25 protein-coding genes are annotated in these 26,785 nt (G+C 72.7%); 13 read left to right on the top strand and 12 right to left on the bottom strand.

Features of this window, described 5'->3' with window-relative positions:
* Positions 1–317 precede the first annotated feature (317 nt).
* The 7 genes from WN71_RS00980 to WN71_RS00950 all read left to right on the top strand — a co-directional run bounded on the left by WN71_RS00980 (position 318) and on the right by WN71_RS00950 (position 8,216).
* Positions 318–1,271 (top strand): hypothetical protein, encoded by a 954-nt coding sequence (locus WN71_RS00980; RefSeq protein ID WP_143074786.1) that lies wholly within the window; start codon positions 318–320, stop codon positions 1,269–1,271.
* A gap of 291 nt (positions 1,272–1,562) precedes the next feature.
* On the top strand, positions 1,563–3,200 hold the full coding sequence (locus WN71_RS00975) for a glycoside hydrolase family 27 protein (protein ID WP_046592819.1): 1,638 nt from the start codon (positions 1,563–1,565) through the stop codon (positions 3,198–3,200).
* Positions 3,201–3,492: 292 nt separating this feature from the next.
* Positions 3,493–3,894, top strand: coding sequence for a hypothetical protein (locus WN71_RS00970; protein ID WP_046592820.1), 402 nt, complete (start codon positions 3,493–3,495; stop codon positions 3,892–3,894).
* An 11-nt stretch (positions 3,895–3,905) separates the two neighbouring features.
* Entirely contained in the window at positions 3,906–5,471 is a 1,566-nt protein-coding gene (locus tag WN71_RS00965; protein WP_046592821.1) for a peptidoglycan-binding protein, read from the top strand.
* The gene (locus WN71_RS00960) at positions 5,425–5,940 is read left to right on the top strand and encodes a protease inhibitor I42 family protein (RefSeq protein ID WP_052743261.1); all 516 of its coding nucleotides are present in this window, start codon (positions 5,425–5,427) and stop codon (positions 5,938–5,940) included. Before WN71_RS00965 ends, WN71_RS00960 begins: the two co-directional genes overlap by 47 nt.
* Before the next feature lie 98 nt (positions 5,941–6,038).
* Positions 6,039–6,455, top strand: coding sequence for a hypothetical protein (locus WN71_RS00955; RefSeq protein WP_046592822.1), 417 nt, complete (start codon positions 6,039–6,041; stop codon positions 6,453–6,455).
* Positions 6,456–6,605: 150 nt separating this feature from the next.
* Positions 6,606–8,216, top strand: coding sequence for a serine/threonine-protein kinase (locus WN71_RS00950; RefSeq protein ID WP_052743262.1), 1,611 nt, complete (start codon positions 6,606–6,608; stop codon positions 8,214–8,216).
* Between the two features lie 93 nt (positions 8,217–8,309).
* Here the strand turns inward: WN71_RS00950 and WN71_RS00945 are convergent, their stop codons facing one another.
* Together WN71_RS00945 and WN71_RS00940 are read right to left on the bottom strand one after the other, a co-directional pair.
* The gene (locus WN71_RS00945; protein WP_046592823.1) at positions 8,310–10,379 is read right to left on the bottom strand and encodes a hypothetical protein; all 2,070 of its coding nucleotides are present in this window, start codon (positions 10,377–10,379) and stop codon (positions 8,310–8,312) included.
* 186 nt (positions 10,380–10,565) lie between these two features.
* Complete coding sequence (locus WN71_RS00940; RefSeq protein ID WP_046592824.1) at positions 10,566–10,964, bottom strand: VOC family protein; 399 nt, start codon at positions 10,962–10,964, stop codon at positions 10,566–10,568.
* 226 nt (positions 10,965–11,190) lie between these two features.
* Here WN71_RS00940 and WN71_RS00935 point away from each other — a divergent pair, with 226 nt between their 5' ends.
* Together WN71_RS00935 and WN71_RS00930 are read left to right on the top strand one after the other, a co-directional pair.
* Entirely contained in the window at positions 11,191–11,835 is a 645-nt protein-coding gene (locus WN71_RS00935) for an AAA family ATPase (RefSeq protein ID WP_420856437.1), read from the top strand.
* A gap of 123 nt (positions 11,836–11,958) precedes the next feature.
* The gene (locus tag WN71_RS00930) at positions 11,959–12,927 is read left to right on the top strand and encodes a universal stress protein (protein ID WP_046592826.1); all 969 of its coding nucleotides are present in this window, start codon (positions 11,959–11,961) and stop codon (positions 12,925–12,927) included.
* Positions 12,928–12,943: 16 nt separating this feature from the next.
* Here WN71_RS00930 and WN71_RS00925 read toward each other — a convergent pair whose 3' ends face one another.
* Together WN71_RS00925 and WN71_RS00920 are read right to left on the bottom strand one after the other, a co-directional pair.
* Complete coding sequence (locus WN71_RS00925) at positions 12,944–13,312, bottom strand: VOC family protein (RefSeq protein ID WP_046592827.1); 369 nt, start codon at positions 13,310–13,312, stop codon at positions 12,944–12,946.
* 116 nt (positions 13,313–13,428) lie between these two features.
* A complete protein-coding gene (locus WN71_RS00920; RefSeq protein ID WP_079177568.1) occupies positions 13,429–14,736 on the bottom strand; it encodes an MFS transporter in 1,308 nt (435 codons plus the stop codon).
* Between the two features lie 102 nt (positions 14,737–14,838).
* Here WN71_RS00920 and WN71_RS00915 point away from each other — a divergent pair, with 102 nt between their 5' ends.
* From WN71_RS00915 to WN71_RS00905, 3 genes are all read left to right on the top strand, one after another.
* A complete protein-coding gene (locus tag WN71_RS00915) occupies positions 14,839–15,924 on the top strand; it encodes a DUF5937 family protein (RefSeq protein ID WP_046592828.1) in 1,086 nt (361 codons plus the stop codon).
* Between the two features lie 154 nt (positions 15,925–16,078).
* Positions 16,079–17,161 (top strand): hypothetical protein, encoded by a 1,083-nt coding sequence (locus tag WN71_RS00910; RefSeq protein WP_046592829.1) that lies wholly within the window; start codon positions 16,079–16,081, stop codon positions 17,159–17,161.
* Positions 17,162–17,255: 94 nt separating this feature from the next.
* A complete protein-coding gene (locus WN71_RS00905) occupies positions 17,256–18,017 on the top strand; it encodes a maleylpyruvate isomerase family mycothiol-dependent enzyme (RefSeq protein WP_046592830.1) in 762 nt (253 codons plus the stop codon).
* Positions 18,018–18,078: 61 nt separating this feature from the next.
* On the opposite strand, the gene WN71_RS00900 is transcribed toward WN71_RS00905, so the two are convergent.
* The 3 genes from WN71_RS00900 to WN71_RS00890 form a co-directional block, all read right to left on the bottom strand.
* Positions 18,079–18,960, bottom strand: coding sequence for an MBL fold metallo-hydrolase (locus WN71_RS00900; protein WP_046592831.1), 882 nt, complete (start codon positions 18,958–18,960; stop codon positions 18,079–18,081).
* A gap of 169 nt (positions 18,961–19,129) precedes the next feature.
* Positions 19,130–19,909, bottom strand: a complete 780-nt coding sequence (locus WN71_RS00895; RefSeq protein ID WP_046592832.1) for a hypothetical protein — start codon at positions 19,907–19,909, stop codon at positions 19,130–19,132.
* 87 nt (positions 19,910–19,996) lie between these two features.
* Entirely contained in the window at positions 19,997–20,626 is a 630-nt protein-coding gene (locus tag WN71_RS00890; protein WP_046592833.1) for a cysteine hydrolase family protein, read from the bottom strand.
* 159 nt (positions 20,627–20,785) lie between these two features.
* On the opposite strand from WN71_RS00890, the gene WN71_RS00885 reads away from it, so the two are divergent.
* Positions 20,786–21,763, top strand: a complete 978-nt coding sequence (locus tag WN71_RS00885) for a GlxA family transcriptional regulator (RefSeq protein ID WP_046592834.1) — start codon at positions 20,786–20,788, stop codon at positions 21,761–21,763.
* 111 nt (positions 21,764–21,874) lie between these two features.
* Here WN71_RS00885 and WN71_RS00880 read toward each other — a convergent pair whose 3' ends face one another.
* The 5 genes from WN71_RS00880 to WN71_RS00860 all read right to left on the bottom strand — a co-directional run bounded on the left by WN71_RS00880 (position 21,875) and on the right by WN71_RS00860 (position 26,755).
* The gene (locus WN71_RS00880) at positions 21,875–22,996 is read right to left on the bottom strand and encodes an AAA family ATPase (protein ID WP_046592835.1); all 1,122 of its coding nucleotides are present in this window, start codon (positions 22,994–22,996) and stop codon (positions 21,875–21,877) included.
* Positions 22,993–23,661: a nicotinamide riboside transporter PnuC gene (pnuC, locus tag WN71_RS00875; RefSeq protein WP_046592836.1), complete on the bottom strand. Its 669-nt coding sequence runs from the start codon at positions 23,659–23,661 to the stop codon at positions 22,993–22,995. The genes WN71_RS00880 and pnuC overlap by 4 nt, the downstream gene beginning before the upstream one ends.
* A 111-nt stretch (positions 23,662–23,772) precedes the next feature.
* Positions 23,773–24,408 (bottom strand): hypothetical protein, encoded by a 636-nt coding sequence (locus tag WN71_RS00870; RefSeq protein ID WP_240529522.1) that lies wholly within the window; start codon positions 24,406–24,408, stop codon positions 23,773–23,775.
* Positions 24,405–25,751: a DUF58 domain-containing protein gene (locus tag WN71_RS00865; RefSeq protein ID WP_046592837.1), complete on the bottom strand. Its 1,347-nt coding sequence runs from the start codon at positions 25,749–25,751 to the stop codon at positions 24,405–24,407. The genes WN71_RS00870 and WN71_RS00865 overlap by 4 nt, the downstream gene beginning before the upstream one ends.
* Positions 25,748–26,755 carry an AAA family ATPase gene (locus WN71_RS00860; RefSeq protein WP_046592838.1) on the bottom strand — a complete coding sequence of 336 codons (1,008 nt, stop codon included), beginning with the start codon at positions 26,753–26,755 and terminating at the stop codon, positions 25,748–25,750. The genes WN71_RS00865 and WN71_RS00860 overlap by 4 nt, the downstream gene beginning before the upstream one ends.
* Positions 26,756–26,785 lie beyond the last annotated feature (30 nt).

The following is a 26,785-nucleotide window of genomic DNA, read 5'->3' as shown; positions in this document are numbered from 1 at the left end:
TGTGGCAGTGGGTGAGGGCCGCGCTCGCGTTCCAGCCTGCCCAGCCTTCGCCGGTGCGGCCTGGAGCCGTCGACGCGCCGGTCCGGCCAGTGCCCGGGCGGCGCGCGGAGGCGTCCCACGACCCCGGCCGGGCGGACGGCAGCCGATCCGATGACGATGAGCCGCCTCGATCCCTGTCTGTGAAACCGCCCGTGGTTCCGCCTCCTGCGGCTCCGAGCGCAGCACCTCGTTCCCGGCCGCAGCACGGCGCGCCTGCGCAACTCCTGACGCAGGAAGAGATCCTCGCGCCGATTCCGATTCCGACACCGGTGCGTGCGGTGACCGAGGAAGGAGTCGGCGAGCGTACTCGGATCGTGCTCTGGGGGGCGACCGGCTCGGGCAAGACGACGTACCTGGCTGCTCTTCCCATCGCCGCGATGCAGGACAGCCGGCAGAGGGAGGCGAACTGGTTGATCCTCGGAACGACCGACGAGGCCGCCCGGGTTCTCACCGAGGGGGTGAGCGAGTTGGCGACTCGGCGGACCTTTCCGGCCGACACCTCGCGTTCCGCCCACTTGAGCTGGTCGTTCCGGGGGCGGGAACGCTCCCGAGGGTGGCACAGGCGGTTTCGTGACACCAGCTTTGTTCTGGAGCTTCCGGACACGCCGGGGGAGTCGTTCTTGGCGGAGCCCGAGTCCCCGACCAACCTGGAAAAGACGGACGCGGAGGCAGACGACGGCGTTCAGGGCGTGATCTACCTCTTCGACCCACTGGGTGATGCCGATCGTGAGGAGCGGGACCTGAGGCGGCTCGTCACCACCCTCGGCGGGAAGGGCCAGGCCATCAGGGCGGGCGACGGTCGGCTGCCTCACTATGTCTCGGTCTGCATCACCAAGTTCGACCGCCCCGACCTCTTCAGGCCGGCAGCCGAAGCGGGCTGGGTGACCCAGGACGAGGATTCCGGGATTCCGCGCATTCCCGGGCCTCAGGCCGAGGCCTACTTCCACTGGCTGTGCGAGGGCTTCCGCAGTGTGAGCGCCCGACTGCTGCGTGACTGTCTCACGACGTACTTCGAGCCCGATCGGATCTCCTACTACGTGACTTCCGCGATCGGGTTCAGGCTGAACGCCCAGCACGGGTTCGACTACCGCAACTATGCCAACGTGGAACTGATCGACGGCCAGCCGCGCATCAGCACCGTCCCGCACCCCATCAACGTGATGGAGCCGCTGACGGAGCTGGAGTTCAGGATCCGCACCGCGGACGGGGCACGCGGTCGGCGCCGAGGCTGACCGGAACACCCCTGACTCCAGGCGCTCTTGCATCGCTGGTGGATCTGCAGCCCCGGCAGGCGAGTCCCGCCCCGGTTGCTGTGCAAACCCTTGACGAAGCCTGTGCGGACTGCGACGGTATGGCCCGGCATTCGCACAGAATCCAAAACTTTCCACCCTTACCAACCACGCGTCATCGTCATTTCCTTCGGCCTTGCCCCCACCTGACGCGGGGTCACTCAAGCCTGTCCGCGGGCCTGAGCACCCATCGCGTATCCCCCCATCCGAAAGAAGGACAACGTGCGCCTCCACATGCCCCGCACCACCGGCCGCCGCAAGTCCCCTTACAGACGCACCGGCACCGCGGCCGGCACCGTCCTCGCGCTGCTCGTCGGGTTAGCCGCCTGCGTGCTGGGCGCCGCGCCGCAGGCCGGCGCGCTGCCCAACGGGCTGGCGCTCACCCCGCCGATGGGCTGGAACAGCTGGAACAAGTTCGGATGCAACGTCACCGAGCAGAAGGTCGAGTCCGTCGCCGACTACCTGGTCTCCTCCGGGCTGGCCGCGGCGGGCTACACCTACGTCGACATCGACGACTGCTGGATGGCCGGCAGCCGCGACTCCGGCGGCCGTCTCGTGCCGGACCCCGTCAAGTTCCCGGACGGCATCAGCGGCACCGCCGCGTACGTGCACGCCAAGGGCCTGAAACTCGGCATCTACGAGAGCGCCGGCACCAAGACCTGCGCCGGCTACCCGGGCAGCCTCGGCCACGAGCAGACCGACGCGAACAGCTTCGCCTCCTGGGGTGTGGACCTGCTCAAGTACGACAACTGCAACGACGACGGGACCTCCGCCCAGCAGCGCGACACCACCATGCGCGATGCCCTGGCCAACAACAGCAGTGGTCGCGCCATCCTGTTCAGCCTGTGCGAGTGGGGCGTCGACAACGTGTGGACGTGGGGCGCGGGCGTCGGCAACATGTGGCGCACCACCGGCGACATCAACGACAGCTACGGCTCCCTGCTGTCGATCTTCCACGCGAACGTCAAGCTGGCGCAGTACGCCGGCCCCGGCGGCTGGAACGATCCCGACATGCTCGAGGTCGGCAACGGCGGCATGTCGTTCACCGAGGACCGCAGCGAGTTCAGTCTCTGGGCCGAGATGGCCGCCCCGCTGATCACGGGCAACGACCTGCCCAACTCCACCGCCGCAACCGCCTCCATCCTCGGCAACCGGGACGTCGTCGCCGTGGACCAGGACGCGCTCGGCAAGCAGGGCGTGCAGATATCCTCCACCGGAGGCCTGGACGTCCTGGCGAAACCGCTGGCCAACGGCGATGTGTCGGTTGCGCTGTTCAACGAGAACTCCGCCGCGGCCACTATGTCCACCACGGCGTCGGCGGTCGGCATGCCCGCCTCCTCCAACGGCTACAGCCTGGACAACCTCTGGTCGCACGTGAAGACCACCACCAGCGGCGCGATCTCGGCCACCGTGCCAGGACATGGCACGGTCCTGTTCCGGGTGTCGACCGGCTCGGCCACCAGCACCGGCACCACGCACACCCTCGTCGGCGCCTCCTCCGGCCGCTGCGTGGACGCGTTCGACAACGGCACCACGCCCGGCACGAAGATCGAGATCTGGGACTGCAACGGCGGCGCCAACCAGAAGGCCACCCTCACCGCGGCCGGTGAACTGCGGCTGTACGGCGGCACACAGTGCCTGGACGCCACCGGCGCGGCCACCACCGCGGGCACCAAGGTCGAACTGTGGACCTGCAACGGCGGCACGAACCAGCAGTGGCGGCTCAACGCCGACGGCACCATCACCGGCGTCCAGTCCGGCCTGTGCCTCGACGTCACCGGCGGCGACCAGCCGGCCGGCAACGTCAACGGCACCCAGCTGGAGCTGTGGAACTGCAACGGCGGCGCCAACCAACAGTGGCGCCTGAACTGAGCGAGCCGGGGCATTCGGCCGGTCCCGGCCGCTCAGTCCTCTCCGGCCGGCCCGCATCCACCGGGGCCGGCCGGAGAGGCCGGCGGTGGTATCGGCTCGCCCCGCTTCCGGTCGATCTCCTCTGCGGGACTGACATGCCGGCCTGGAGCCGGGCTCCCGGACCGGCGGCGCCGCACCGCGGTGCGGGTGGATGGGGCGGCTCGGTGCGGGGCGTGTGATCCCGCCATGCCCGCCGTCGGGGGCGTGTTAGCCTCCCCGACGGTTGTTGAGATCATTTCAACGGGGGAGCGGGATGGGCACGTCTTCGGACGGCTATACGGTCAAGTCCGGAATATCCGGGCAGGCGAAGGATCTGGACGCCGCGGGCAACGACGCGGGCAAGATCGGCGAGGCCATCCGGCCCGCCATGTGCTACATGGACGACGCGCTCGGCGGCCCGGACGCCGCCGCGGCCTTCAACGCCTACGCCGCCGCCTGGGAGGCGGAGGTCGCGGCCCTGGAATCGGCGCTGCACGAACTCGCCGACAAGGTGCGGCTGTCGAAGGGGGCCTACCGCGGCAGCGACGGCCTCGTCGCCACGAGCGCCCACCGCGTGGCCGTCGGCAAGGGAGCCCACACCGGCGTCGGCGAGAGCGCCCTCACCAGCACGACGCCCGCCCGGGCCGGCCGCCCGTCGGCGCTGGCCGACTACTGACCGGGCCGGCCATGACGGAATCCACAGGCGAACGCCGCACGCGGCTGGGCGAGTTGTGCAAGACCATCGCCTCCGCCGACAGCAAGAACGATCTGATCGACGCCATCAACGACGCCCTCGCCGTCTCCGCGCCGGTCGGCGACACGGCCACGCTGGAGTCCCTGGGCAAGCGCTACCAGAAACAGGACCTGAGCGACCTCCACCAGCGCATCGACCGAGTGGCCAAGCAGGGGCTGCCGGACGTCTGGGCCGGGAACACCAGTGTCCTCGCCTCGGACGCGGTGGCTGCCGCCGGCCGGGCCGCCGGGACGGTGGGCCGCGCCTTCTACAGCGGCGGTCTGGTGCTCCTCACGTTCGCCGACGCCCTCAAGGACGCCCAGAGCCAGGACGCCGACGGGCGGGACGCGCTGCACCGGGCACTGCACATGCTCGGCGGCAAGGACGGCTGGTTCGACGACCTCTTCGAGTCCGACCCCGACAAGGCCGTCCGGATGCAGGCCCGTTCACTCGCCTCCCTGGGCGCCGAGGACCTGCACAAGGCCGCGATCGCCGCCGACGACGCCGCACACGCCGCCGCCAGGGACCTGAACAAGTGGGTCTCCGAGGCGCGCATGCGCAAACTGGGCACGGGCAGCCTGACCGCCGTCGACAAGCTGATGCTGGCCGAGACCAGCGCCGTCGACGGCGACCCCGTGCTGAACGAGATCCTCACCGCCCGCGACCTGGAGCGCGCCGGCCGGCGCATGGACGCGCTGAGCGCCGCCGACCGGGCCGCGATGGACCGGATGCTCGCCGGGTCGGACAGCCCACAGGAGCGGGCGTACCTGATGAAGGCCCTGGCCGCCGGGCACAGCGTGGCGGAGATCGGTCAGTTCCAGGGCAAGATCAAGGGCCACGACCCGCAGTGGCTGCGCAGACACCTCACGCCCGTCGTCACCGAGGTGGACAGCATGTACGACGAGGGCCTGGCCTCCGACGGCTCCAACAACAACAAGGACTACGTCACCTTCGACGGGCAGCAGTGGATCCAGGGCGGCGACGGCTCGGAGGGCACCTGCGTGGCCTCCTCCACCGTCACCGCCCGCGCCATGGTCGACCCCCTCTACGCCCTCGGCCTGACTGGCGGCCCCAGCGGCCAGGAGGACGACCCCGACGCCTTCGAGCGGCGCCTGGTGGCCGAGCAGCACCGACTGCACACGGAAGGCCTCGGCGGTGACCACTGGGAGGGCATGGGCCCCGACGGGCAGGAGCACATCGACGACACCGTCATCGGTGCCGCCACCGGTGACGACTACCAGCGCCACGACCTGGACGGCGCCGCCGACCGCAAGGCCGTACTGGCCGACGTCGAGAAGGCGGTGGCGGACGGCCGTCCGGTCCCCGTCGACGTCAAGGGCAAGGACGGCGCCCACGCGATGACCGTCATCGGGCAGGAGGGCGACAAGCTGCAGATCTACAACCCCTGGGGCACGACGACCTGGGTGAGCGAGAACGACTTCATCAATGGACACATGGGCAAGGCAGCGGACAGTGGACTCAACGACGCGTACAGCGTGTACCTCCCGACGGCCAAGTAGGCGGAACCTCTGGCGTCGGGGCAGGGCGGCCGGCGGCGCCGTCGCGGCGCTCGCGCTGCTGCCGCTCGTCGCGGCCTGCGGGTCGGGCGAGCCCGCCCCCGTCGCGCACCCCCTCGGTGAATCCCGCATCACCGCGAAGGTCGGGGAGCGCTTCACGCTCACCGTCCACGAGAACGGCTCCACCCGCGAGCACTGGTACCTGTCCGCCCCCCGGCCCGACGCCGGCGTGGTCCGCGAGCGCGGGGAGCACAGCACCTCGGAGTCCCACGACAAGAACGAGGTCGGCAGCGGCAGCAGGCTCACCTTCACCTTCGAGGCCACCGGCAAGGGCAGCACCCGGATCGTGCTCACCCACTGCACGTTCGCCACCACCTGCGACGAGGAGGGCGGCAGCCCGGCCCCGGCGTCGACCGCGCCGTACCGGCAGTCCGCGCCGAAGCGCGTCACCTACACCGTCACCGTCCGCTGAGCCGACCGACGCCCACGACATCACCGACGCCCACGACATCACCGACGTCCACGGCATCATCGGCGTCACGATGCCGACCACCCCACCGACACTGGAACATGAACCCTGAATCGAACTCGGCCCCGTACCCCCCGGACCGCTCCGACGACGAGCTGGCGCGGCTCGACATCAGCGCCCTGCTCCGCCACGGTCTCACGGCGCCGCCCGGCCCCCGGCGCACCGCCCTGTTCGGCGACGGCGTCGTGGGCGCGGCCGTGCTCCTCGACCGCCTCGGCACCCGGCCGCGCTCGGTGGCCTTCCTCGCCGACACCGTCCGGGCCGGCGGCCTCGCCTACGCCACCTCGCTCCCCGAACCACTGCCGAGCCGGGAGGCGTCGGCCGTCGTACGGCCCTGGCTGGCCACCGGCGCCGAACTGGGGGCGGGTATCGCCGCCGACGACACCGCCGCGCGCTGGCTGCGTGCCGTCGCGACGGTCATCGAGTTGCGGCAGCTGACGAGGACCGCACGGAGCTGACCGTCCGTCAGGGCCGCGCGCCGGCCGCCGAGGTGTCGCCCGCGGGCCGCCCGCCGCGGAGGTGGTGCCCGTGCGTCGCCCGGGTGCCCGGTGCGTCATGATGTGCGTGGGGCGGCCGCCGCGTGTGTCGCGGGGTCCGGAGGGGGAGCGATGCGGGAACTCGGTGCCAAGGACCCACGTGAGTGCGGTGGCCACCGGCTGGTCGGGCGGCTGGGCGCGGGCGGCATGGGAGTGGTGTACCTCGGCGAGGACACCGAAGGGCGACGCGTCGCGGTCAAGATCCTCCGCCCCGAACTCGCCGACGACCCGGGCTTCCTGCGGCGGTTCGAGCGGGAGGCGCGAGCCCTGGCCACGCTGGACACCCCGCACGTCGTACGGGTCCTGGAGCTGTCGGCGCAGGGGGAGGACCCCTACCTGATCACCGAGTACGTGCCCGGCGGATCGCTCGCCGAACGGCTCGACGCGGGCCCGCTGGAGCCCGAGGCCGCCGTCGCGCTGGCCCATGCGCTCGCCGTGGCGCTGACCGCCATCCACGCGGCCGGCATCGTGCACCGCGATCTCAAGCCCTCCAACGTCCTGCTCGGACCCGACGGCCCCAAGGTCATCGACTTCGGGATCGCCCAGCTCGCCGACGCCAGTGCGGTCACCCGCACCGGCTGGCGGCTGGGCACGCCCGGCTATCTCGCCCCCGAGCAACTCGCCACCGGCGCCGCGGGACCCGCCGCGGACGTGTTCACCTGGGGGCTGGTCGTCGCGGCCGCAGGCCTGGGACGCCACCCCTTCGGCACCGGCCCCGCCGAGGCGCTCGCCTACCGCATCCAGCACACCGAGCCCGACCTGAACGGCCTGCCCCCGTCTCTGCTCAGGGCGGTACGCGGCGCGCTCCAGAAGGACCCGGCGCGCCGCCCGGCGGCCGGAGACCTGCCGGGACTGCTCCAGGAGCAGTCGTTCACCGCGACACCGACCGGCGTCGTCACGACGACGGACGCGGACGCGGGTGCGGGGCCCCGTCAGCGGCGGCGGCTGATCTACAAGGCGCTCGGTGCGGCCGCCGTGTCGGCGGCGCTCTCCTTCGGGCTGCTCCACTTCCTGCCGGGCCACGACCACGCAACCCCCGGCGCCGCTGCCGGTAGCTCGCCGACGTCCACCACCACCGCGTCCTCGTCCTCGTCTCCGCCCCCGTCGGCAGGCACCGCCTCGGCCGAGCCCGCGGCGGACGCCTCCGAGTCGCCTGCGGGCACGCCCTCCGCGTCCGTCAGGGCCGCCACCGAGGTCAACACCTTCACGCCCTGGACCTTCGGCGAACCGGCCGACGACATCTCCGTCGTCCGTACGGAGAGCGGCAGTTGTTTCGCCGCGTCGTCCTCGGCCACCCGCGTGGACGCCTACCGCTGCACCGTCGGCGACGACATCAAGGACCCCTGTTTCAGCCCCCCGAACGACCTCAGTCCCGCCGTGCTGTGCCCCTACAGCGGGCCCATCGGGAAGGTGCTGAAGATCCGGCTCACCGAGCCGCTGCCCGATGCCCTCCTGGGTGACGAAGAACCCTACCCGTTCAAGATCGTGCTGGCGGACGGGCAGGTCTGCGACTCCTACCAGGGCTCGGGCATCGCCATCGCGGGGGAGACGATGTCGTTCGGCTGCCCCGACGGCGATCTCTTCGGTGCACCGCACTCCGCCGGTCCCACCTGGACGATGAACTACCGCCCCAAGGGGGCCAGCAGCTTCCGGCCGGTGGACATCGCGGCCGTGTACGAGTAGACGTCCGCGCCGGCCTTCCGGGCGCGGGCCGCTTCGCCCGTCTCCGGGAAACCCGCGGCCGCCGCCACGGGACCGTGGCCCGAGCCGGCCTGGTCAGTCCCCGGCGTGCTCCTCGATCCACGCCAGCGCCGCCGCCCGCTCGGCCTCGGTCGGGGCGGGCTTCACCTGGTCCGGGTGGCGGACCAGGCAGTGTTCGCGGGCGGTGCGCAGGCCGAGGGCGCGGGCCTGCGGGGAGAGGCCGGGGTGGTCCGCGACCTCCACGGCGCGCCGCCACCAGCTGCGGCTGCGCGGGTCCACGGCGTAGTGCCACAGCGGCTGTTCGGGGTCGCACACGCCGATCAGCACGCGGTGCAGGACATGCGGGCTGATGCCGGGGGTGCCCAGCAGGCGGTCCGCGACGAGCAGCGGGTGCTCCCCGTCGAGGCGGGCCCGGACCAGCACCCAGGTCATCAACTGGCCCACGTCGTGCGCGGGCGAGATGACGAAGTCCCACAGCTCGGCGGCCTTGGCCTCGTCGGGGGCGCCGAGATGGGTCAGCAGCCGCAGTTCGTTCTTCCACAACGGGCGGGCCCCGTTCCACCAGGCGGCCAGCTTCGCCGTGGCCGGGTGGTCCAGGTCCAGGGCGAGACAGGTCAGCGTGACGAGCGGGTGACGCCATTCGGTGTACGTGGTGCGGTACGCCTTGGTGAGGTCCTTCAGGCGGCGCGGCAGGAGCGCCTCCACGTCGTCGGCCGTGGCGATGCCGTGCGCCAGCAGGAGTTCGAGACAGAAGCCGAGCCCTTGCAGGGAGGTGCCGGGGGCGGCCACCTGCTCCCGCAGCCAGCGCACGTCGGCGTCGGTGAGTGTCCGGTACCGGTGCCAGAGCTTGCCCAACGACGTTTCGGAGGCGGTGAGATCGGGGCCGGTGCCGGTCAGGAGCGCGTCCCGGGCCGCCTCGAAGCGGTCCACGGCGGCCAGCACCTCGGCGGGGTCGGTGCCCACCAGCACGGATCCGTCGGACTTGAGCGCTTCCTCCCGTACGCGATCCGACTGGTCGCGCGCTGCGTGCGCCGCGAGCAGGCGCAGGGCGTGGGGCAGGCGCTGGTCGGTGGCGAAACGGACCGCCGACAGGGCGCCGTAGGACAGTCCGGCGCGGTGGTCCGCCCCGGTCTCCCGGCGCCAGTCGGCCGTGACCGCCCAGACCAGGGCGTCGTACAGGCCGTGCAGGCAGTTCTCCGGGACCCGGGAGGCGATGAGTTCCGTCGCGAGGTCGGCGGCGGCTGTCACGGCATCGGGCTCGCGCAGGGACCGGTGCAGCGCGAACCAGGCGTGGACGGAGGCGCGGTCGCCCGCGAGCGCGCACGCGCGGACCACGGCCAGGCCCCGCTCGGACGGCACCTGGAGCAGGACGGCGGACGCCCCGGAGCCGAGGCCGGCGACGATCTCCCACGCCTCCTCGTGATCGTGGCGCAGCAGCGCCTGGAGCAGCTCTCGCCAGGCGGCCCACTGCGTGACCCCCTGTGCGTGATCGCGTCGTACGGCGGTCAGCAGTCGCTGTGTCTCGTCGCGGGTCAGTGCGTCCCGCCGCTCCAGCGCGGCCACGAACCGGGCGGCGGCGGTCAGGTCCAGCGGGTCGCGCAGCCGATCGTGGAGCCATCCGGCCTCGGCCTCCGACAGCTCCCGGTACCGGAGCAGGGCGGCGCCGCGGTCCACCGGCTCGGCGAGCGCCGCGAGGAACTGGCGTACACCGTCGGGGTCCTCGGGGTCGGGCAGCCCCGCCTCGTCCCGCGCGGTGACCCGGTCCAGCCGGAACGCGTGTCCCGGCCCGCCGTCGGCGACACGGAAACCGGCGGGCCCCTCGCCGAGCCCGGCGGCGACGGTGGCGTGGTCGCCGCCCCAGTGCAGCAGCAGTTCGCCCGTCAGGGCCCCGGAGCGGTCGAAGGCGCTCCGGTGGGACTGCCAGTGCCAGTACGCAAAGGAGACGGAGTCGTCGAGTTTGTGTCGCGCGACGAGTTCGGCGGCGTCGCCGTGGCCGTCGGACTGCGTCCAGCGGCTGCGCCTGGGCGGCGGGAGCACGAGGAACCCGTCCCCGCCCAGTCCCCGCCACCAGGTGGTGATCGCGGACAGGTCGGAGCGTGGCCGCGCGGTGTGCCCGCTGGCCGGGGCGGTGTCGGGGCTCTCCACGTGCTGCTCCTGGAAGTCTCAGGTCACATCCGTGCACGGATCTTCCGTACGGGACACACCCTGCCACGCGGTACTGACATCGCCCGCCAGCCCTGCCTGGTCGCCCGACCGCCGTCGCGGGAGCCCGAGGACCTGGCCGACGGACGGGCGCGCGCTCCGCACACCCGGGGCCGTGGCGATCCGTCGCTATCCCCAGCTGCGGGAACACAGGACGAGGCGGTAGCCGTCCGGGTCGGCGATCGTGACCCCGTGCTCGTCCCAGTACGGATTGTGGGCGGGGACCAGCCGTCCCCCGGCGGCGATCAGACGGTCGGTCAGCGCCGGGTCCACGGGGGCGCCGAGGTAGACGACGAACAGGTCGTCGACCGTCGGGGTGGGTTCCAGCGGCTGTTCCGGATCGTGGGTCAGCTCGAAGTGCCAGGAGCCGCCCGGCGGTCCGACCATGAGCAGATCGTGCTCGCCGGGAACGCGTTCGGTGGTCCGCCACAGCACGTCGAGGCCGAGGCCCTCGACGTAGAAGCGCTCGGCCGCGGCCAGATCCCTCGACGGGCGGGCCACGCGGACATGGGCCGTGGAGTCGATCACGCCGGGACCTCCGTGAACGCGTCCGTCGCGGGCCCCGCAGGGCGGGTCGGCCGGAGCGGGCCGGGGTCGAGGGCCGTGCGCCACGGGCATGATCCATCAGTCATGATCCAAGACCCTACGGTGTGCAGGCGGTTGCCCGCTGGTCTGTTCGGGCCCCCGGGTGAGCCGCTCCGCCGCGCGCCGAAGGCCCCCCCGCACAGGTGTCGCGATCAGCAGGGTCGACGGCGTGCATGATGTGCGGGTGGTACTCATCGGCGGGACGTCGAACGTCGGAAAGTCGACCGTCGCCCAAGTGGTGGCGGAACGGCTCGGGTTCGAGTGCCGGAGCACCGACTTGCTGGCCCGGCACCCCGGGCGTCCCTGGAGGACCCCGGAACGGGAGGTGCCGGCGCACGTCGCCGAGCACTACGGATCGCTGACGACGGACGAACTGATCACGTCCGTGCTCGGCCACTACGAGCGGCTGTGGCCCCGCATCGAAGAGCTGATCACGGCTCATGCGACCGAGGACCGCGGCAGGACGGGCACGGGCCTGGTCTTGGAGGGATCGGCCCTCTGGCCCGCCCGCGTCGCGGGGCTGCGGGTCCCGCGCACGGCCGCCGTGTGGCTCACGGCGGACGACTCCGTGGTACGGGCCCGCATTCACGCGGGGGGCGACTACGCGGCGGCGACGGACGAGGAACGGGCCCTGATGGACAAGTTCCTGGCCCGCACCGAGCGCTACCAGACGCTGATGGTCGATGCCATCGACAGACTGGGCCTGGACCGCATCGACGCGAGCGGCGGGCAGACCGCCGTGGAACTGGCGGACACCGTGCTCGCGACAGCCGACGCGCAGACCGCGGTAGGGCGGTCGTCCGCCGGCCGGTGACAGGGGGCCATCCGCCGGTGGGTGATGGGGCCCAACGGCTCGCGCGGGGGACGTGCGGCCCCTGCTGTGGCAACCCCCTTCGCCGCGAAAGTGGGTGCAGTCGTCCACACAGGAGGAAATGTCATGTCGCGCTCTGTCGTCGCAGGTCTGGACGGTTCACCCGAGAGCCGGGCAGCGGCCGAGTGGGCCGCCCGCGAGGCGGCGCTGCGCGGCCTTCCGCTGAGGCTGGTCCATGTCACGGAGCCGGTCCCGTCGCCGGTGGCCCAGGCACCCACCCTGGGCGCGGAGACCCTTCAGCACTGGGCCGAGCGGATTCCCCGCGAGGCGGCCGAGGGGCTGCGGCTGCGCCACCCCGGTGTGGACGTGTCCGTGGAGCCGATGACCGGCGCGCCCGCTGAGGCCCTGCTCTCCGCGGCGAAGGACGCCGAGCTGCTGGTCCTCGGCTCCCGGGGACTGAGCGGCGTCGGTGGCTTTCTCGTCGGGTCCGTCGGACTCGCTGTCGTCGCGCACGCCGAACTGCCCGTGGTGCTGGTCCGGGCCGACGGGCGGGCCGGCGGCAGGGACGAAGGACATGCGGCGGGCGCCGCGGAGGGCGGGGGAGCCGCGGTGGTTGCCGCCGGGGACGAGGAACATGCGGCGGGCTCCGCCGCCACGGCGCGAGGGCCGGTGCCGCCCGTAGTCGTGGGGCTCGCCGCCGATGCCCCCGCCGACGAGGTGATCGAGTTCGCGTTCGCCGAGGCCGCCCGGCTCGGCACGGGGCTGCGGGTGGTGCATGGAGGGAGCGTGCCGCCGTACTACGCCTACGGCCTCGCAGTGGACGCGGGCCTCTACGCGCAGCTCTCGCAGGAGGGCACCGAGGCGCTGACCGAGGTCCTGGGTCCCTGGCAGCGGAAGCATCCCCAGGTCGACGTGGTCGTGGAGTCCCACGTGGGCAGCGTTGCCGACCACCTGGTGGACGCCTCCCGCGAAGCCGCCGTCCTCGTCATCGGACGCCGTATCCGCCGTGCCGCGTTCGGCGCCCACATCGGCCCGGTGGCGCACGCCGTCCTGCATCACGCCACCGTGCCTGTCGCGGTCGTCGCACACGACTGACGTCACACGACGGACGTCACGGGGCCGGGATCGGCTGGGTCAGGTTGACCGGGTTGCCGTCGGGGTCCTTGATGTGGGCGACCCGCTGCCCCCACGGCATGTCGTTTGGGCCTCCGCCGACCGAGCCGCCCAGCGCCGTCACCCGGGCGAGCGTCTCGTCGACGTCGTCGACCCCGATGCTGAGCAGGATCCGTGGCGCCGCCTCGGGGTCCAGGTCCGCTCTGGCCACCAGGCCGAGGTCGGTGTCGCCGATGCGCAGGCCGAGATAGAAGGCCGGTCCCTCCTCCGGTACGCGGAAGATCTCCTCGGCGCCGAACAGCTTCGTGTAGAAGCGGGCCAGCACGTCCTGGTCGGCCGTCAGGATCACTGGCTGGATGGTGGACATGGCACTCCTGTCGAGAACGGTCGGGTCGCCGGGCAGACCGCCCGAGGACGGTGAACTCATCGGTACCCGTCGGTGCTCGCCAGTCGGCGTCGACACTCGGTGACACGCGGTGATCGTCACCAGTCGGCGTCGACGTTCGGTGGTTCGCGGCGATCGTCACCAGCCGGAGTCGGCAGGCGTCGGCACGCGTCGCTCCGCACCGGGCGTTTCACCGGGCGCGGCCGCCCTCGGTCCTTCTCGGTGGCGACGGCCCCCGCGGACAGGAGGGTAGCCGCCGTGAGGCTGCCCCAGAGGGCGGCCGGGCCGTGGGGTGCCAGGCCGGTGATGACCGCGGGGGAGACGGCGAGGCCGAAGCCCGTGGAGAACTGGAAGCGGGCCAGGGCGCGTCCCAGGACGTGGGCCGGGGCGAGGGCGGTGACGAGCGCGGTGGCGCTGCCCGCGTAGATGATCTCGCCGATCGTGCAGGGCACGGACACCGCCGCGACGGCCGGTACGGCCCAGCCGTGTCCCAGTGAGGCGGCCGCGAGGAAGCCGAGGTAGGAGGCGGCCAGCACCACGCCCGACAGGGCCAGCACGCTCCGCCGGGAGTAGCGGGACAGGAAGACCGTGACGGGGACCTGAAGCGTGACGACGAGCACCGTGTTGGCGACGAAGACGGCCGCCGACCACACCGGGGACGCGTGCAGCTGCGTCACCAGGACCAGGGGGATCGCGATCTCGGGAACGTTGAGGCAGAAGACGTAGACGACATTGGCGGCGAGCAGCGTGAACAGCCAGGGAGCGGGCCCGACTTCGCGGCTGTCGGCCGACGCGGCCCGCGCCGGGTCGGCCTGGACGTGGACCGACCACGCCGCGGCGGCCGCGGCGAGGTAGGCGAGCGCGGAGACCCCCGCCAGCGCCCGCAGCGCGGTGGTCCCGCCCGCCAGACAGACGGTGGCCAGCAGAGCCCCGACACCCAGGGCGGCGTTGCGCAGGGCGCGGCCCGCGGCGAGGGCGGCGTCGCGCTCCCGGCCGTGCGAGACGGTGGCCACGAGCGCGGCGTGGGCGGCCGGCCACGCCTGGTTGCCGATGCCGAGGAAGAGCGCCGCCGCCGCGAACAGCCCGACGTGCCCCGTCGGAGCGGCCAGCAGCAGTGCCACGCCCACCACCCGCACCAGCATGGCCGCCGCGACGACGGTGCTGCGCGCGCCGCGGTCCAGCCACCGGCCCACCGCGGGCATGCAGGCGAGGCCCGCGACGATGCCGGCCGTCATGGCGGTGCCGGTGACCGGCGCGGACAGTCTCAGCACGCTCACGCCGTAGAGCAGCAGGAAGGGCCGCAGCAGGCCGGTGCCGAGCGCGTCCACGGCGAGGGCGACGGCGTAGCGGGGGCCGCCGGAGGCGCGGACGAGGGCACGGGGCCGGATTCCGAGGGTGGTTGTCATGACGTCAGACGGTGCGTCCGGCCGCCGGGGCGGGGCACGTCGGTTGACGCTCATCGTCAATCGGCACCCCGGTAGCGGTGTCCGGGCGGTGATGATGACGGGATGACGCTGAGGATCGACATCGGCGGCCTGCCGTCCGGACGGGTGCGGTTCGCCGCCTCGCCGCTGGCCGAGCTGACCGCGATGCTGCATGTGCTGGCCGAACCCGGTCACCATCCCCGGTTCGCGGGCTGGGCCGCGGACGTCTGGGCCGGGCTGCGGCCGGAGTTGGCCGAGCGGCTCAGGGAGGCTGAGTTCCTCTGGCGTTCCTCGCAGGCCGACTTCCTGATCCCCGCGCGGCCCCGGGCCACCCTCGCCGAGGAGTTGGACGACGTCGACCGGCTCGACGACGAGACGTACGTGACCGCCGCGCTCGTCACCACGTGCGGCAGCAACCGGGTTCACTTCGCCGGGTCGTCGCCGCTGAGCGATCCGATCGCGCGCGAGCGCGCCCTGGACGTGGCCCAGGCCCGCGGCGGGCTGCAAGAGGCCTTCGCGGAGCGGCTGTTGGCGGACCCCGTCGGCGTACGGGCACGGGTGCGCCGCACGCTGGAGGAGTGCGCCGAAGCCTTCTTCGACGACGCCTGGGCGGGCGCCTCGGTCCAACTCGCCACCGACCTGCGTCTGAAGAACGACCTGCTCCGACGCCAGGGACTCGAAGCGGCTCTCGCCTCGGTCTCCGGCGCGGTCACCCTGGCACCGGACGGCGACACCATCGTCGTGGACAAGGTCCAGGACAAGGCGACCGCCGCCCGTGGCGCCGGCGTCACCTTCATACCCAGCGTCTACGGCCGCCCGCACCTGGTCGCGGTCCACGCGCCCGGGTGGCATCCGGTGGTGCAGTACCCCGTGGCCGAGCCGACTCCGGCGGAGCCGGTCTCCCTGGAGACCGTCACCCTCCGGCTGGAGGCGCTCGCGCATCCGGTACGGCTGCGGCTGCTGCGCACCCTGGCCCGCGGCCCGCACACCACCAGCGAACTGGCCCACTTCTGGGAACTCTCCCGCCCGGAGATCTCCCGGCACCTCGCCGTCCTGCGCCGCGCGGGCCTGCTCACCGCGCGACGGCACGGCCGTTACGTCCGCTACACCCTCAACCTTCCCGACCTGACGGCCCTGGGCGGTGACCTGCTGGCGGCGGTACTGCGCTGAGCGGGGGAGTGCAAGGAGCACGACTCACGCAGGCAGGCCTGCCGTCGCTGTGGCCGAGACTGCATACCTGGGACTCGACCAGCCGAACACCGGTGCCACCGAAGCCGGTTGAGACGGCCATGGGTTGTCAGTGGCCAGTGACAGGATCACCCGCATGGTCTTCGTACGTACTACTCCGCCGCGGCCCGTGGACGTGAGCGCGGTCTTTCCCGAGCTGGCGCCATGGGCGCGTCCTGCGATGCGGCTGCATCCTCGTCCCGGGTCGCCTTCGGCCGAGGAGAGTTCGGTCGGCGGGCCGTTGCTGTGGCCGGCTGCGGAGCCGTGGCCGCACTGCGAAGCCTCGCACCTGCACGGTGACAGTCGATTCCGCCAGTCGCCGGACGACGTGCGGCTCACAAGACGCGTGCGCGCCCGGCGGCACAGTGATCACAGCGGCCGTGGTGGAATGACGCCCGAGGAGGAGGCGGTCAAGGAACGGAACGCCGCGAGGCTCGCCGAACGACTCGACGCCGGCCCTCCCTTTCCCGCGGACTGCCCGGTCCCCATGGTGCCCGTGGCTCAGCTGTACCTGCGCGACATACCCCTGCTGCGGCCGCCCGGGCGGGCCGATCTGCTCCAGGTCCTGTGGTGCCCCTACGACCACCATCCGGATGGGAAACCGGCGACCGCGCTGTTCTGGCGGTCCGCCGCCGAGGTCGTCGACCTCCTCGCCGCACCCCCCGAGCCGTACGAGGTGAACTCCCCCGGCTACGTGCCCGAACCCTGCGTGCTGGCACCGGAAGCGATCACCGAGTACCCCAACAGCCTCGATCTGAGCCCGCAGATGCGGCTCATGGTCGGGGGCTGGAGCAGATGGCAGGCGGCCGGTGCCGACCTGGACAGCTCCTACGCGGACTATCCGCAGGAGTTCTACGACGTCCATCTGGCGAAGGCGCCCGGCTGGAAGTTCGGCGGCTGGCCCCCGTGGGGCCGCACCGACCCCTACCGTCGCTACTGCACCGTCTGTGAGGTGCAGATGGTCCCGCTGCTGACCATCGCCTCCTTCGAATGGAGCGGCCGTGCGGGACGCAGTTGGACGCCTCACGAAGACAGGGCCGCCGCCGACGACGCCGGCGGTCATTGCTGTGGCCAACGCCCCTCGCAGCCGACCAAGGTCGAAGTCGGCAGCACCGACAACATGCAGATCTACGTCTGCCCGACCTCTCCCGATCATCCGCACACCGACCTGATCCAATGAGCCGGCGGGCCTTCCGGCAGCTGCTCCGAGCCCCGCAGCCGACGTCCTGGAAAAGGGGGTGCGGTCGGCTGAACCAGGGTGATAGGCAGGCGATGTGACAGACAGCCCTGATTACTCCGCCCTGCTGCGACTGATCGACGAGCGGTCGGCCGCGTTCCGCAGCGCGGTCGCCGCCGCGCCCGGTCTTGACGTGCCGGTGCCGTCCTGCCCCGAGTGGACGTTGTTCGATCTGGTGCAGCACCTGGGCACCGGCCAGCGCTGGTGGGCCGCGATCGTCGCCGCGGGTCCGGCCGAGGCGCCGCCGGCCAAGGACACCGCGGAGGCGCCGCGCGAGCTCGAGGCGCTGCTCGCCTGGTACGCCGAGTCGAACGAGCTGCTGCTGAGCACGCTGCGCGAGGCCGGTCCGGAGCGCGCGTGCTGGACGTGGTGGAGTGCCGGCGTGTCACCGGCGAACGCCTGGGGCGTCGCCCGGCGCCGGGTGCACGAGGTGCTGGTGCACACCTACGACGCCCAGCTCGCCGCAGGCGCCGTGCAGCCGATGCCGGTGGACGTCGCGATCGACGGCGTGGCGGAGTTTCTCGACACCTGCAACTCCACCCCGGCGGCCTGGCCGCACGAGGCCGCCACCCTTCACTACCACGCCACCGAGGGCCCTTCCTGGCTCCTCGCACTGGACGGCACCGGCGCGTGGCCCGCTCCCCTCACGGGCGACGCCGCGCCGGCTTCGGCTTCGGTCACGGGCACGGCCGAGCAGCTGCTCCTCTTCGTCTGGGGCCGCCTCACGCCGAGCGACCTGAAGATCGAGGGCGACCGGCAGGTGGTCGAGCAGCTGATCGCCTGGGAGCCCGAGGAGTAGCCAGGGCACGGCTACGAGCAGGCTTTCTGTCAGCTGCTCCGCGTGCAGTCGGGTGCTGTGATCAGTCGTCGGGGCAGATGACGAAGCGGGGGTAGGCGCGGCGCCTGGGCCGGTCGCCGAGTTCGTCGAGCGCGGCGCGGATCTCGTGGAGGTGACCGGTGGTCATCTCGAGCGGGGGTTCGTTCGGCTGGTAGGTGGTGCGGATCGGGTAGTCCATGCCGGGTTCGGTGGTCATCTCGATGTGGCAGCCCAGGACGTGGGTGACCGGCCGGAGGGTGCAGAACTCGATCAGCCGGTCGACGCTCCGGGAGAAGGCGGCCCAGTCCTGGATGTACAGGCGCCCGGGATAGACCGTGTCGCCGGTGAGCAGGAACCCGCTCCAGGGGTCGTAGAACGTGACCGCCGCCTGGTGGTGTCCGGGGGTGGCCAGGCATTCGAGCACGCGGCCGCCGCCCAGGTCGACCCGCGCCACGGCGCCGGGGTCCTCGTCGAATCCGAAGTACTTCCAGGCGGTGGCGAGGTCCGCGCCGACCACCGTGGTGTCCGGGCGGTCGGCGAACTGGCCGTCGCCCGCGATGTGGTCGCCGTGCGGATGGGTGTGCAGCACCAGGAGGTGGTAGCCGTCGCGGGGGTGGCGGGCGAGCCAGGTGGCGACGAGTTCGTCGACGACCCGTCGCAGCGGGAAGAACTCGGCGGACGCGGTGGCGCCGGTGTCGATCAGCACCGCGCGGGTCTGGCCGAAGAGCAGGAACAGGAACGGCGCCTCGTAGTCGATCGCCATGTTCTGCCGCAGGACGACGGTGTGTTCGTCGTGGGCGTGGACCTGGATGTCCGGGTCGGTGTTGTGTTTGGCCGACGGAGAGCCGTGGATCCAGCGGACGTCCAGCGGGCGAGGCCGGGGGTCCGGACGGGCGGAATCCGTGGAGGGGGTGCCTGCGTCCACGACGTCTCCTGGGTGATGGGTCCGGCGGGCCGACGGCGGCGCCCATCTCGCCGGGGGCGGACTCGGGACCGCGTCGACCTGCGGTGGGCTCGTCCGGGCAGGTCCCCTGGCGGTCGGCGCGACGCTACCACGGCACCTGTCGGCCGGCCGCCCGATCCTGTCGCGCCGCTCAGCCGGACTCGGTGTTCCGTGTCGCCTCGCGTGCTTCAGCCAGGGCCCGCTGCCTGAGGCTGCCGCCGAACAACTGCATCCTGGTGGCGGCGAGGATGTCGTCCCTGCCGATGGTCCGCCCGTCCCACCCGCGGGCGGGCCGCGGCCGGGGGGCATCCTTGAGGAGCGGGGGCGGGGCCGGTTCGTCCGACGTGGCCAGGGCGACCGTGCCGTACCGCCTGGCCCCGCCCTCGCGGACGACCGTGGCCGCGTCCCGGGCGAGGTCCGTCAGGAACACGCTCGCGATTCCGTCCAGGTCACGGACCAGCGCCGGTACGGCCGTCGCCGCCCGGCTCCGCAGCAGCTTCTTGATCCCGGCCTCGAATCTGTGGGCGCCGGCCACGGCACTCGGTGTGCGCGGTCCGCGGCGCTCACGCGCAGACACGACGACACCGTCGGCGTCGTACAGGACACCCATCAGGCCGTGAAACGTCGGGCTGTGGAGGTACCACGTGGCCCCCACCTCGAGCTGGACGTTCCGGCCGATCGCCGACACGAGATCCCCGGGAATCAGCTTCGTGCGGGCCTGCTCCGCCGCCGCCCTCCGCGCGCCGTCGATGATCTCCGTCAGCACCGTCCGCGTCACCGACGCCGCGGCCCACGCGGCCGGCCGCGAGACATGCAGCGGGGTCACATCCCTGAACACCGCTTTGACGAGGGCAGACTTGAACGGCGTGACACCCGTGAGCGAGGCGGTCCCGGAACCGCTGCGCTCAGGGCGGGTGGGCTGTGCGGTCATCGGAAGGAGCGCTCCTGACGTGGAAGTTGTCGGAAGCCCACTCTCCACCATGCAGGTCCGCGGCGCGCAACCGGCCTCGTTCCGTCGTCAGTTGGCGTCCCGGCCTTGAACGGCCGAGGTGACGATGTCGCTGTGCGGGGTGCGGTCGTCGGTGGTGACGGTCTTGGTCCAGGCGTCGGTGGTGGTGACCGCGGCCCAGTTGGAGTGGAGGAGCGTCATCAGGGTCTCGTGGATCTGCCGGGCGGAGGCGGTGCCGGCCTCGTTGGAGAGGTGGACGGCGCCGGTCGCGTCGGAGAGGACCTCGACGGTGAAACCGAGGGGTTCGGCCGCGGCGGCGGTCGCGAGGACACAGTTGTTGGTCATGTAGCCGACCAGGGTCAGCGTGTCGATCTGGTTCTCCTTGAACCAGTCGGCGAGGCCGGTGGCGGAGAAGATGTCCGAGTAGTTCTTGACCACGCGCCTGGCCGTCGGGGGGAGGCGGCGTTCCACCTCCGGGTGGAGTTCCCAGCCGGCCGAGCCGACCGCGAAGACGGGGGCGTCCTGCGGGGCTTCGTGCTGGAGGGCGACGACGGGCAGGCCGGCCTGGGCGGCGAGGTCCAGGGTTTCCAGGATGCGGGCCAGTGATGCGTCGCGGGGCGGGTACTGGATGGTGAGCGGTCCCTCGAAGTACTCCTGCTGCACGTCGATGAGGACAAGGGCGCGGCGTGGGGTGGTCAACGTTCTCTCCTTCGTCTGGCGGGTCGGCCCGCGCGGGGGCGTGGGCCTCGGTGGTGCCGTGACGTCGTGGATTTCGATCTGCGTCCATCCTCGGCGCGCGGCACGGCCTACAGTGAGTGGCAGAGAAGCAGATATTCGATGAGATCAGGACAGAGGGCCATGCGTATCGCGGTTCACGCCTTCGACGGGATCACCGCCTTCCATCTCGCCGCGCCGCTGCTCGTGTTCGGTGAGGTCGGCCGGCTGGGGCTGGCGCAGGGGTGGACCATCACGGTCTGGAGCTCCGACGGGCGGCCGGTCCGTACCTCGGAGGGGGTCCTGCTCGGCGATCTCGCCGGACCGGCGGCCGCGGACGACGCCGATCTGCTGGTCTTCCCTTCCTGGCCCGAGGAGCTCCCGGAACCGGACGGCACCATGACCGATCTGATCCGGGACGGGCACGAACGCGGAGCGGGCATCGTCGGGCTCTGCCTCGGCGCGTTCGCGGTGGCCGGCAGCGGGGTGCTCGACGGGCGGTCGGTGGCGACGCACTGGACCGCGGCGGCGGAACTGGCCGCGCGCTACCCGGCGGTGGACGTGCACGCGGACTCCCTGTACGTGGACCACGGCGACGTGCTCACCTCCGCCGGTACGGCGTCCGGGCTCGACGCCTGCCTCCACATCGTGCGGACGCGGCTGGGCTCGGCGACGGCTACGACGGTCGCGCGTCACCTGGTCATCGCCCCGCACCGGGAGGGCGACCAGGCCCAGTACATCGACCGGCCGTTGCCCGACGACGCCGTGGGGCCCATCGGGGAGACGGTCACCTGGGCCCTGGCCAACCTCGATCAGCCCCTGTCGGTGACCGAACTGGCCGCTCACGCGAGGATGAGCCCGCGCAACTTCTCCCGCCGCTTCCAGGAGGCGACCGGCATGACCCCGGCCCGGTGGGTCCTCACCCGCAGACTCGACGAGGCCCGCAGGCTGCTGGAGACGACGGCCTGGAGCGTCACGCGGATCGCCTCGGCGTGCGGGTTCGCCAGCGCCGTGACCTTCCGGCAGAACTTCACCGCGCAGTACGCGACCACGCCGACGTCGTACCGGAATCGCTTCACGCAGCACACCACGGCGGCCCGTCCGCAGCCCGCGTCCCCGTGACGGATCCGTCGTTTGCCGACGGCGTACGGCCGCGAAGGTCAGAGGCGCTGACGCCCAAGGCGCCGACGCCGTAGGCGCGTTGCGCGCCCACGGACACGCCGGGCCCCGAACTCAGCCGAGCGGCGCGGCCAGTTGCCAGCCCCGCTCCAGCATGCGGTCGACCGCTTCCAGGGCGCGTCGCAGCCGCGTCGCGCGGTCGCCGCGCACCTCCTGCCAGGGCACCCCGCGATCGGCCAGCACCTTGCGGAACCGCTCGGTCATCCAGGGACGCAGCTCCTCGCCGTCGCGCAGGCCGTCGTCGTGGAAGGGCACATCGGCGTGGTCGGTGAGCAGATACAGCGCCCTGGGCGGCATGGCGTCGGCGAGGAGGTGGACCGCCTCGGTGGTCCGGCCGACGTAGCGCTCCTGCCAGACGGTGGTGGCGAGCGCGTCGGTGTCGCACACCAGCACAGGTCCGCCGGCCCGGGCGGCGCGGTCCTCGTCGGCCGTCTGGCGGGCGGCGACGTTCTCGAAGTCGGCGTCGCTCCACTCCAGGTCGAAGACCGTGGGCTCGGGCAGGCCGCCGCGGCGGGCGGCCAGCGCGCGGGCCACCGCGAGCTTGGCGACGGTCAGTTCGCGCCCGTACTCGGGCACCCACCCGGTGAGCGCGTGAGGACCGCCACGGGTGCGCAGTGCCTGGGCGAGGTCGCGGGAGAGCGTGGTGGTGCCGGTGGACTCGGCGCCGAGCACCACCACCCGCCGGGCGAACCAGGCCCGCACGGGCGGCTCCAGCGCGTCCCAGCGGGCCGCCGGGTCGCCGCGGACGGCCGTGGCGGACACCGCGAAGGTCTCCCGTGCGGCGTCGAGGCGGACGTCCGCCGCGCCGAACCGGCGCGCCAGTTCGGCGCCGTAGGGCTCCGAGGTGAAGACCGCGTCGATCGGTGTGGCGGCGTGCGCCGCGGTGGCCACCGCCTCGCGCATGAGGGCGACGTGTCCGGCCCAGGCGTCGTCGCTGTCGTAGTCCACCTCGATGTTGTCGACGATGCCCGCGACGGTCACGTGCGGCCGGTCCGTGTACGCCTCGCGCAGCCAGGCGACCCGTTCGGCCAGCGGTATCGACTCCACGTCGGCCGCCATCACCACGACCGTGACGCGACGGCAGCTGTCCGCCGCGGTGCGCACCAGGAAATGGTGACCGGCGTGCGGCGGATAGAACTTGCCGATGACCAGCCCGTGCCCGAAGGAGGCGCTCATGCGCGCACCAGCCGTGCCGCGGCGGACGAACGGCCGGAGACGGCCAACTCCCGGTGCCACCGGCGCAGTCCGAGCAGGCACATCGTCAGGAAGAGCACGTAGACGACGCCCGTCAGATAGAGCACCTTGGCGAAGTAGAGCGGGATGTAGACCACGTCCGCGGCGATCCAGAAGTACCAGTTCTCGTAGGACTTGGTGTTGAGCAGCCACTGGGCGGCCAGCGACAGGGCGGTGGTCGCGGCGTCCCAGAACGGCGCGATGTCCTGGGCACGGGTCAACACGACGGTCAGACCCCAGGTGGCGGGTATCGCCAGCAGCAGCAGGACGACGACGGTGCGCGCGCTGGCGTGGCCCATCGGGCGGGCGGAGCGGAGTTCGCCGCCCCGCAGCCAGGTCCACCAGCCGACGGCGGCCAGGAGCAGGTACACGACCTGCAGCGCGGCGTCGGCGTACAGCCGGGCGCTCCAGAACAGAACGAGGAAGAACAGGTTGTTGGCGATGCCGACGGGGAAGTTGGCGGTCTTCGCCCTGACGGTCAGCCAGACGCAGGCCGCGCCCGTGGCGAAGCCGAGCAGCTCCGCCCAGGTCACCGCGTCGCGGCCGAAGTCGAACAGCACCGTGTTCAGGGGCGCGACGATGCCGCCCAGGACGTCGCTGACAGCCATGAGGAGCTCCTTGCCCAGTAAATGTCAGCATGACGATAAAGGGTGGGGGTGTCGCGTGCCAAGCCTTTTCCGGCGGAGTCGGCGGGGCGGGCCGACGGCCCGTCTCGGCAGTCAGCCAGGCGGTGGGTGGAGGCGGGTGCGCAGTGCCAGTACGAGACACACCGCGGTGGCGGCGACGGCGAGTGAGGCGGGTAGGCGTGCCCATGAGGTGCCTCCGACAGGCGCCTGGGCGGCGAGCAGTACGACCGCGGTCGCCGCGGCGGCCGCGAGCGCGGGAGTCGCCTGCGGCCGGCCGGGCGGGGCGGTGGCACCGACCGTCCATGCATCGGTGACCAGCAGGTAGGCGAGCAGCAGGGCGGCGATGCAGGCGACCAGCCAGGGCGCGGGGTTGGTGGCGGCGGCGACCGCGATCGCCGCCGCCGGCAGCACGGTCGTCCGCCGCCGGGCGGCGAGGGTCCGCCAGCGGCCGGAGGTCTGGACAGGCCGCAGGTCGACCATCGGAGCGGCCCACCACGCGCCCGCCGCGGCTCCCAGGACCAGCAACTTGACCAGCAGGGGTGCGTGCGGGACGGCCGGCGGGTCGCAGGCGGCGACGGCGAGGGCCGTGCCGAGCAGCCGGTCGGTGGCGCGGGAGGTGAGACGGGCGAAGAGGCGTGCGACGGGCGGGGCGGCACGGTGGTCGGCCGGGAGCGGGTCCGGCCCGGCGACCCGGGTGGAGGCGGTGGTCATCGGGTCCCCGGCGGTCATCGGGTCCCCCCGTGGATGCGCGTGCGCAGCAGGGGCGCGAGTGGGAGGTCGAGGGTCTCGCCAGACCGGTGGGTGACGACCGCGATGCCGTGCTCCGCGAGGGCGAAGCGCATGGCGTCGCGGTCGGCACGCCACAGCCGCAGCGCGAGTTCGCCTTCGGTGTCGCCGGGTTCCACGACGGGGTCGCCGGTGGGGATCTCGACGACGACGATCGGGTTGGCCCGCCCGCGTACCTGGTGCAGGATGTCGAGGATCCGCTGGTCGCTCAGTGGCGTGATGACGTACACCAGCGCCCCTTGGGGCAGCGCGGGCGGCGGCAGCAGGCCGAGCCCCTCCGTGCGGTAGGCGCGGTCCTTGCGGACCTCCAGCACACTCTCGACGATGCGGTAGAAGTACCCCTGCCCGCTGCCGGGTTGCAGCCAGCGGGTCGTTCCCCCCACGGACACGACGCCGACCCGGTCGTGGGTGCGCAGGTAGGCGCGGACCAGCCCGGCCGCGGCCCGGAAGGTCTCGTCGAGCGAGGACGCGCCGGTCACCGGGTCGACGACGTCGGCGAGCACGTCCAGCAGCACCACGGTGTCGGCGGCGCGCTCCGCGGCGAACTGGTGGACCTGGAGGGTGCCGCGGCGGGTCGTGGCCGGCCAGTGGATCCGCCGCTGCCGTTCGCCCCGGACATACGGGTGCACGCCGGTGACCTCGACGCCCTCGCCGCGCTGCACGGCGGTGTGCTCGCCGAGGCGTTGCGGCAGCCTGACCGGGATGGGCGTGAGACTCGCGTGTCCGGGCAGCGGGAAGACGGCCACCTCACCCAGGTCGGCCCGGACGGTGCGCCGGGCGATCCCGCCGCGGTCGTAGAGGTCGACGTCGACCGTGCCGAGCGTCCAGCGGCCCCAGCGCTGCGCGGTCAGGACGAGATCGACGCGGTGCGGGCCGACCGCGAGGCGGTCGAGGCGGACCCCGTGACCGAGGGTGACACCGGGGTCCAGGCGGCCGCTCTCGCCGTCGTAGGAGACCCGGATCCGCACGGTCACCCGCTCGCCTTCGAAGCAGCGCCGCGGCTCCACCTCCACCTCGGCCGTCACCGCCTGCGGGCGCGGCCCGTTCGGCAGGGCGAGGGCCAGCAGCACCAGGGGAGCGACGGCGAGAGCGAGTACCCAGGGGCGCCCGGTGAGCAGCGCGGCGGCCAGGGCGACGACGGCCAACGTGCCGAGCCGCAGGGCGCGTTCACCGGCGCGCCAGCCGGGCGGAGGCGGCGGCGGGGGCTGGGCGGTCACATCGTGGTGGCCGTCCAGGGCCCGTCGTACGGCGGCGGCCGCCGTGCCGCCCGGCAGAGGTCCGGTCATGACGCGACCGGGGTGCGCGGCAAGGTCTGCGGGGCGGGCACGGACTGCACGATCTCGCGGATCACGTCGTCGCCGTCGATCTGCCGGACCCACAGCTCGGGCTTCAGGGTCACGCGGTGCGCGAGGGCCGGCACGGCGACGGACTTGACGTCCTCGGGGGTCGCGTAGTCCCGCAGGTCCAGGACGGCGCGAGCGCGCGCGAGTTGCACCAGCGCGAGGCCGCCGCGCGGGGAGGAGCCGACCTGGATGTGCGGGTGCGCCCGAGTGGCGCGGACCAGGGCGACGACGTACTCCAGCAGGTCGTCGTCCACCTCGACGCGCTCGACGGCGGCCCGCATGGCCAGCACCTCGCCCGGATCGCTGAGCGTGCGCAGTACGGCCTCGGGCGCCGCCCGGTCGACGCGGGCGCGCAGCATGCCCGTCTCCTCGGACGCTGTCAGATAGCCCATGCGAACCCGCAGCAGGAACCGGTCGAGTTGGGCCTCGGGCAGGGTGTACGTGCCTTCGTACTCGATGGGGTTGGCGGTGGCGACGACGACGAACGGCTCCGGCAGCGGGCGGGTGCTTCCGTCGACGGTGACCTGGGACTCGGCCATCGCCTCCAGCAGCGCGGCCTGGGTCTTGGGCGGGGTGCGGTTGATCTCGTCGGCGAGCAGCAGATGGGTGAAGACCGGGCCGGGCCGGAAGACCATGTCGGCGGTCCGCTGGTCGTAGAAGGGAGCTCCGGTGACGTCGGAGGGCAGCAGGTCCGGGGTGAACTGGATGCGGCGGAAGTCCAGGCCGAGCGTGGTGGCGAAGGAGCGTGCCAGCAGCGTCTTGCCGAGCCCCGGCAGGTCCTCGATGAGGACGTGGCCGCCGGCGAGGACGCCGAGCATCACCAGCGCCAGCGGCTCCGCCTTGCCGACCACGGCCGTGCGGATCTCGTCGAGTACGGCCGCGGCCCGCTCGCCCGCCTGCCGGGGGGTGAGGGTGTCGTGGTGGGGGGTGGGCTGCGGGCTCGTCACGGTCGGTTCCTCACAGGGCGGGGTCGGGAT

Origin of the sequence: Streptomyces mangrovisoli (assembly GCF_000974985.2) — a bacterium.
GTDB lineage: Bacteria > Actinomycetota > Actinomycetes > Streptomycetales > Streptomycetaceae > Streptomyces > Streptomyces mangrovisoli.
This window is presented reverse-complemented; position numbering and strand designations above follow the sequence as displayed.

Coding starts and splice junctions, on each gene's coding strand:
- WN71_RS00975 (WP_046592819.1), top strand. CDS start 1,563: ATGCCCCGCACCACCGGCCGCCGCAAGTCCCCTTACAGACGCACCGGC.
- WN71_RS00970 (WP_046592820.1), top strand. CDS start 3,493: ATGGGCACGTCTTCGGACGGCTATACGGTCAAGTCCGGAATATCCGGG.
- WN71_RS00965 (WP_046592821.1), top strand. CDS start 3,906: ATGACGGAATCCACAGGCGAACGCCGCACGCGGCTGGGCGAGTTGTGC.
- WN71_RS00955 (WP_046592822.1), top strand. CDS start 6,039: ATGAACCCTGAATCGAACTCGGCCCCGTACCCCCCGGACCGCTCCGAC.
- WN71_RS00950 (WP_052743262.1), top strand. CDS start 6,606: ATGCGGGAACTCGGTGCCAAGGACCCACGTGAGTGCGGTGGCCACCGG.
- WN71_RS00930 (WP_046592826.1), top strand. CDS start 11,959: ATGTCGCGCTCTGTCGTCGCAGGTCTGGACGGTTCACCCGAGAGCCGG.
- WN71_RS00925 (WP_046592827.1), bottom strand. CDS start 13,312: ATGTCCACCATCCAGCCAGTGATCCTGACGGCCGACCAGGACGTGCTG.
- WN71_RS00920 (WP_079177568.1), bottom strand. CDS start 14,736: ATGACAACCACCCTCGGAATCCGGCCCCGTGCCCTCGTCCGCGCCTCC.
- WN71_RS00915 (WP_046592828.1), top strand. CDS start 14,839: ATGACGCTGAGGATCGACATCGGCGGCCTGCCGTCCGGACGGGTGCGG.
- WN71_RS00910 (WP_046592829.1), top strand. CDS start 16,079: ATGGTCTTCGTACGTACTACTCCGCCGCGGCCCGTGGACGTGAGCGCG.
- WN71_RS00895 (WP_046592832.1), bottom strand. CDS start 19,909: ATGACCGCACAGCCCACCCGCCCTGAGCGCAGCGGTTCCGGGACCGCC.
- WN71_RS00885 (WP_046592834.1), top strand. CDS start 20,786: ATGCGTATCGCGGTTCACGCCTTCGACGGGATCACCGCCTTCCATCTC.
- WN71_RS00880 (WP_046592835.1), bottom strand. CDS start 22,996: ATGAGCGCCTCCTTCGGGCACGGGCTGGTCATCGGCAAGTTCTATCCG.
- pnuC (WP_046592836.1), bottom strand. CDS start 23,661: ATGGCTGTCAGCGACGTCCTGGGCGGCATCGTCGCGCCCCTGAACACG.
- WN71_RS00870 (WP_240529522.1), bottom strand. CDS start 24,408: ATGACCGCCGGGGACCCGATGACCACCGCCTCCACCCGGGTCGCCGGG.
- WN71_RS00865 (WP_046592837.1), bottom strand. CDS start 25,751: ATGACCGGACCTCTGCCGGGCGGCACGGCGGCCGCCGCCGTACGACGG.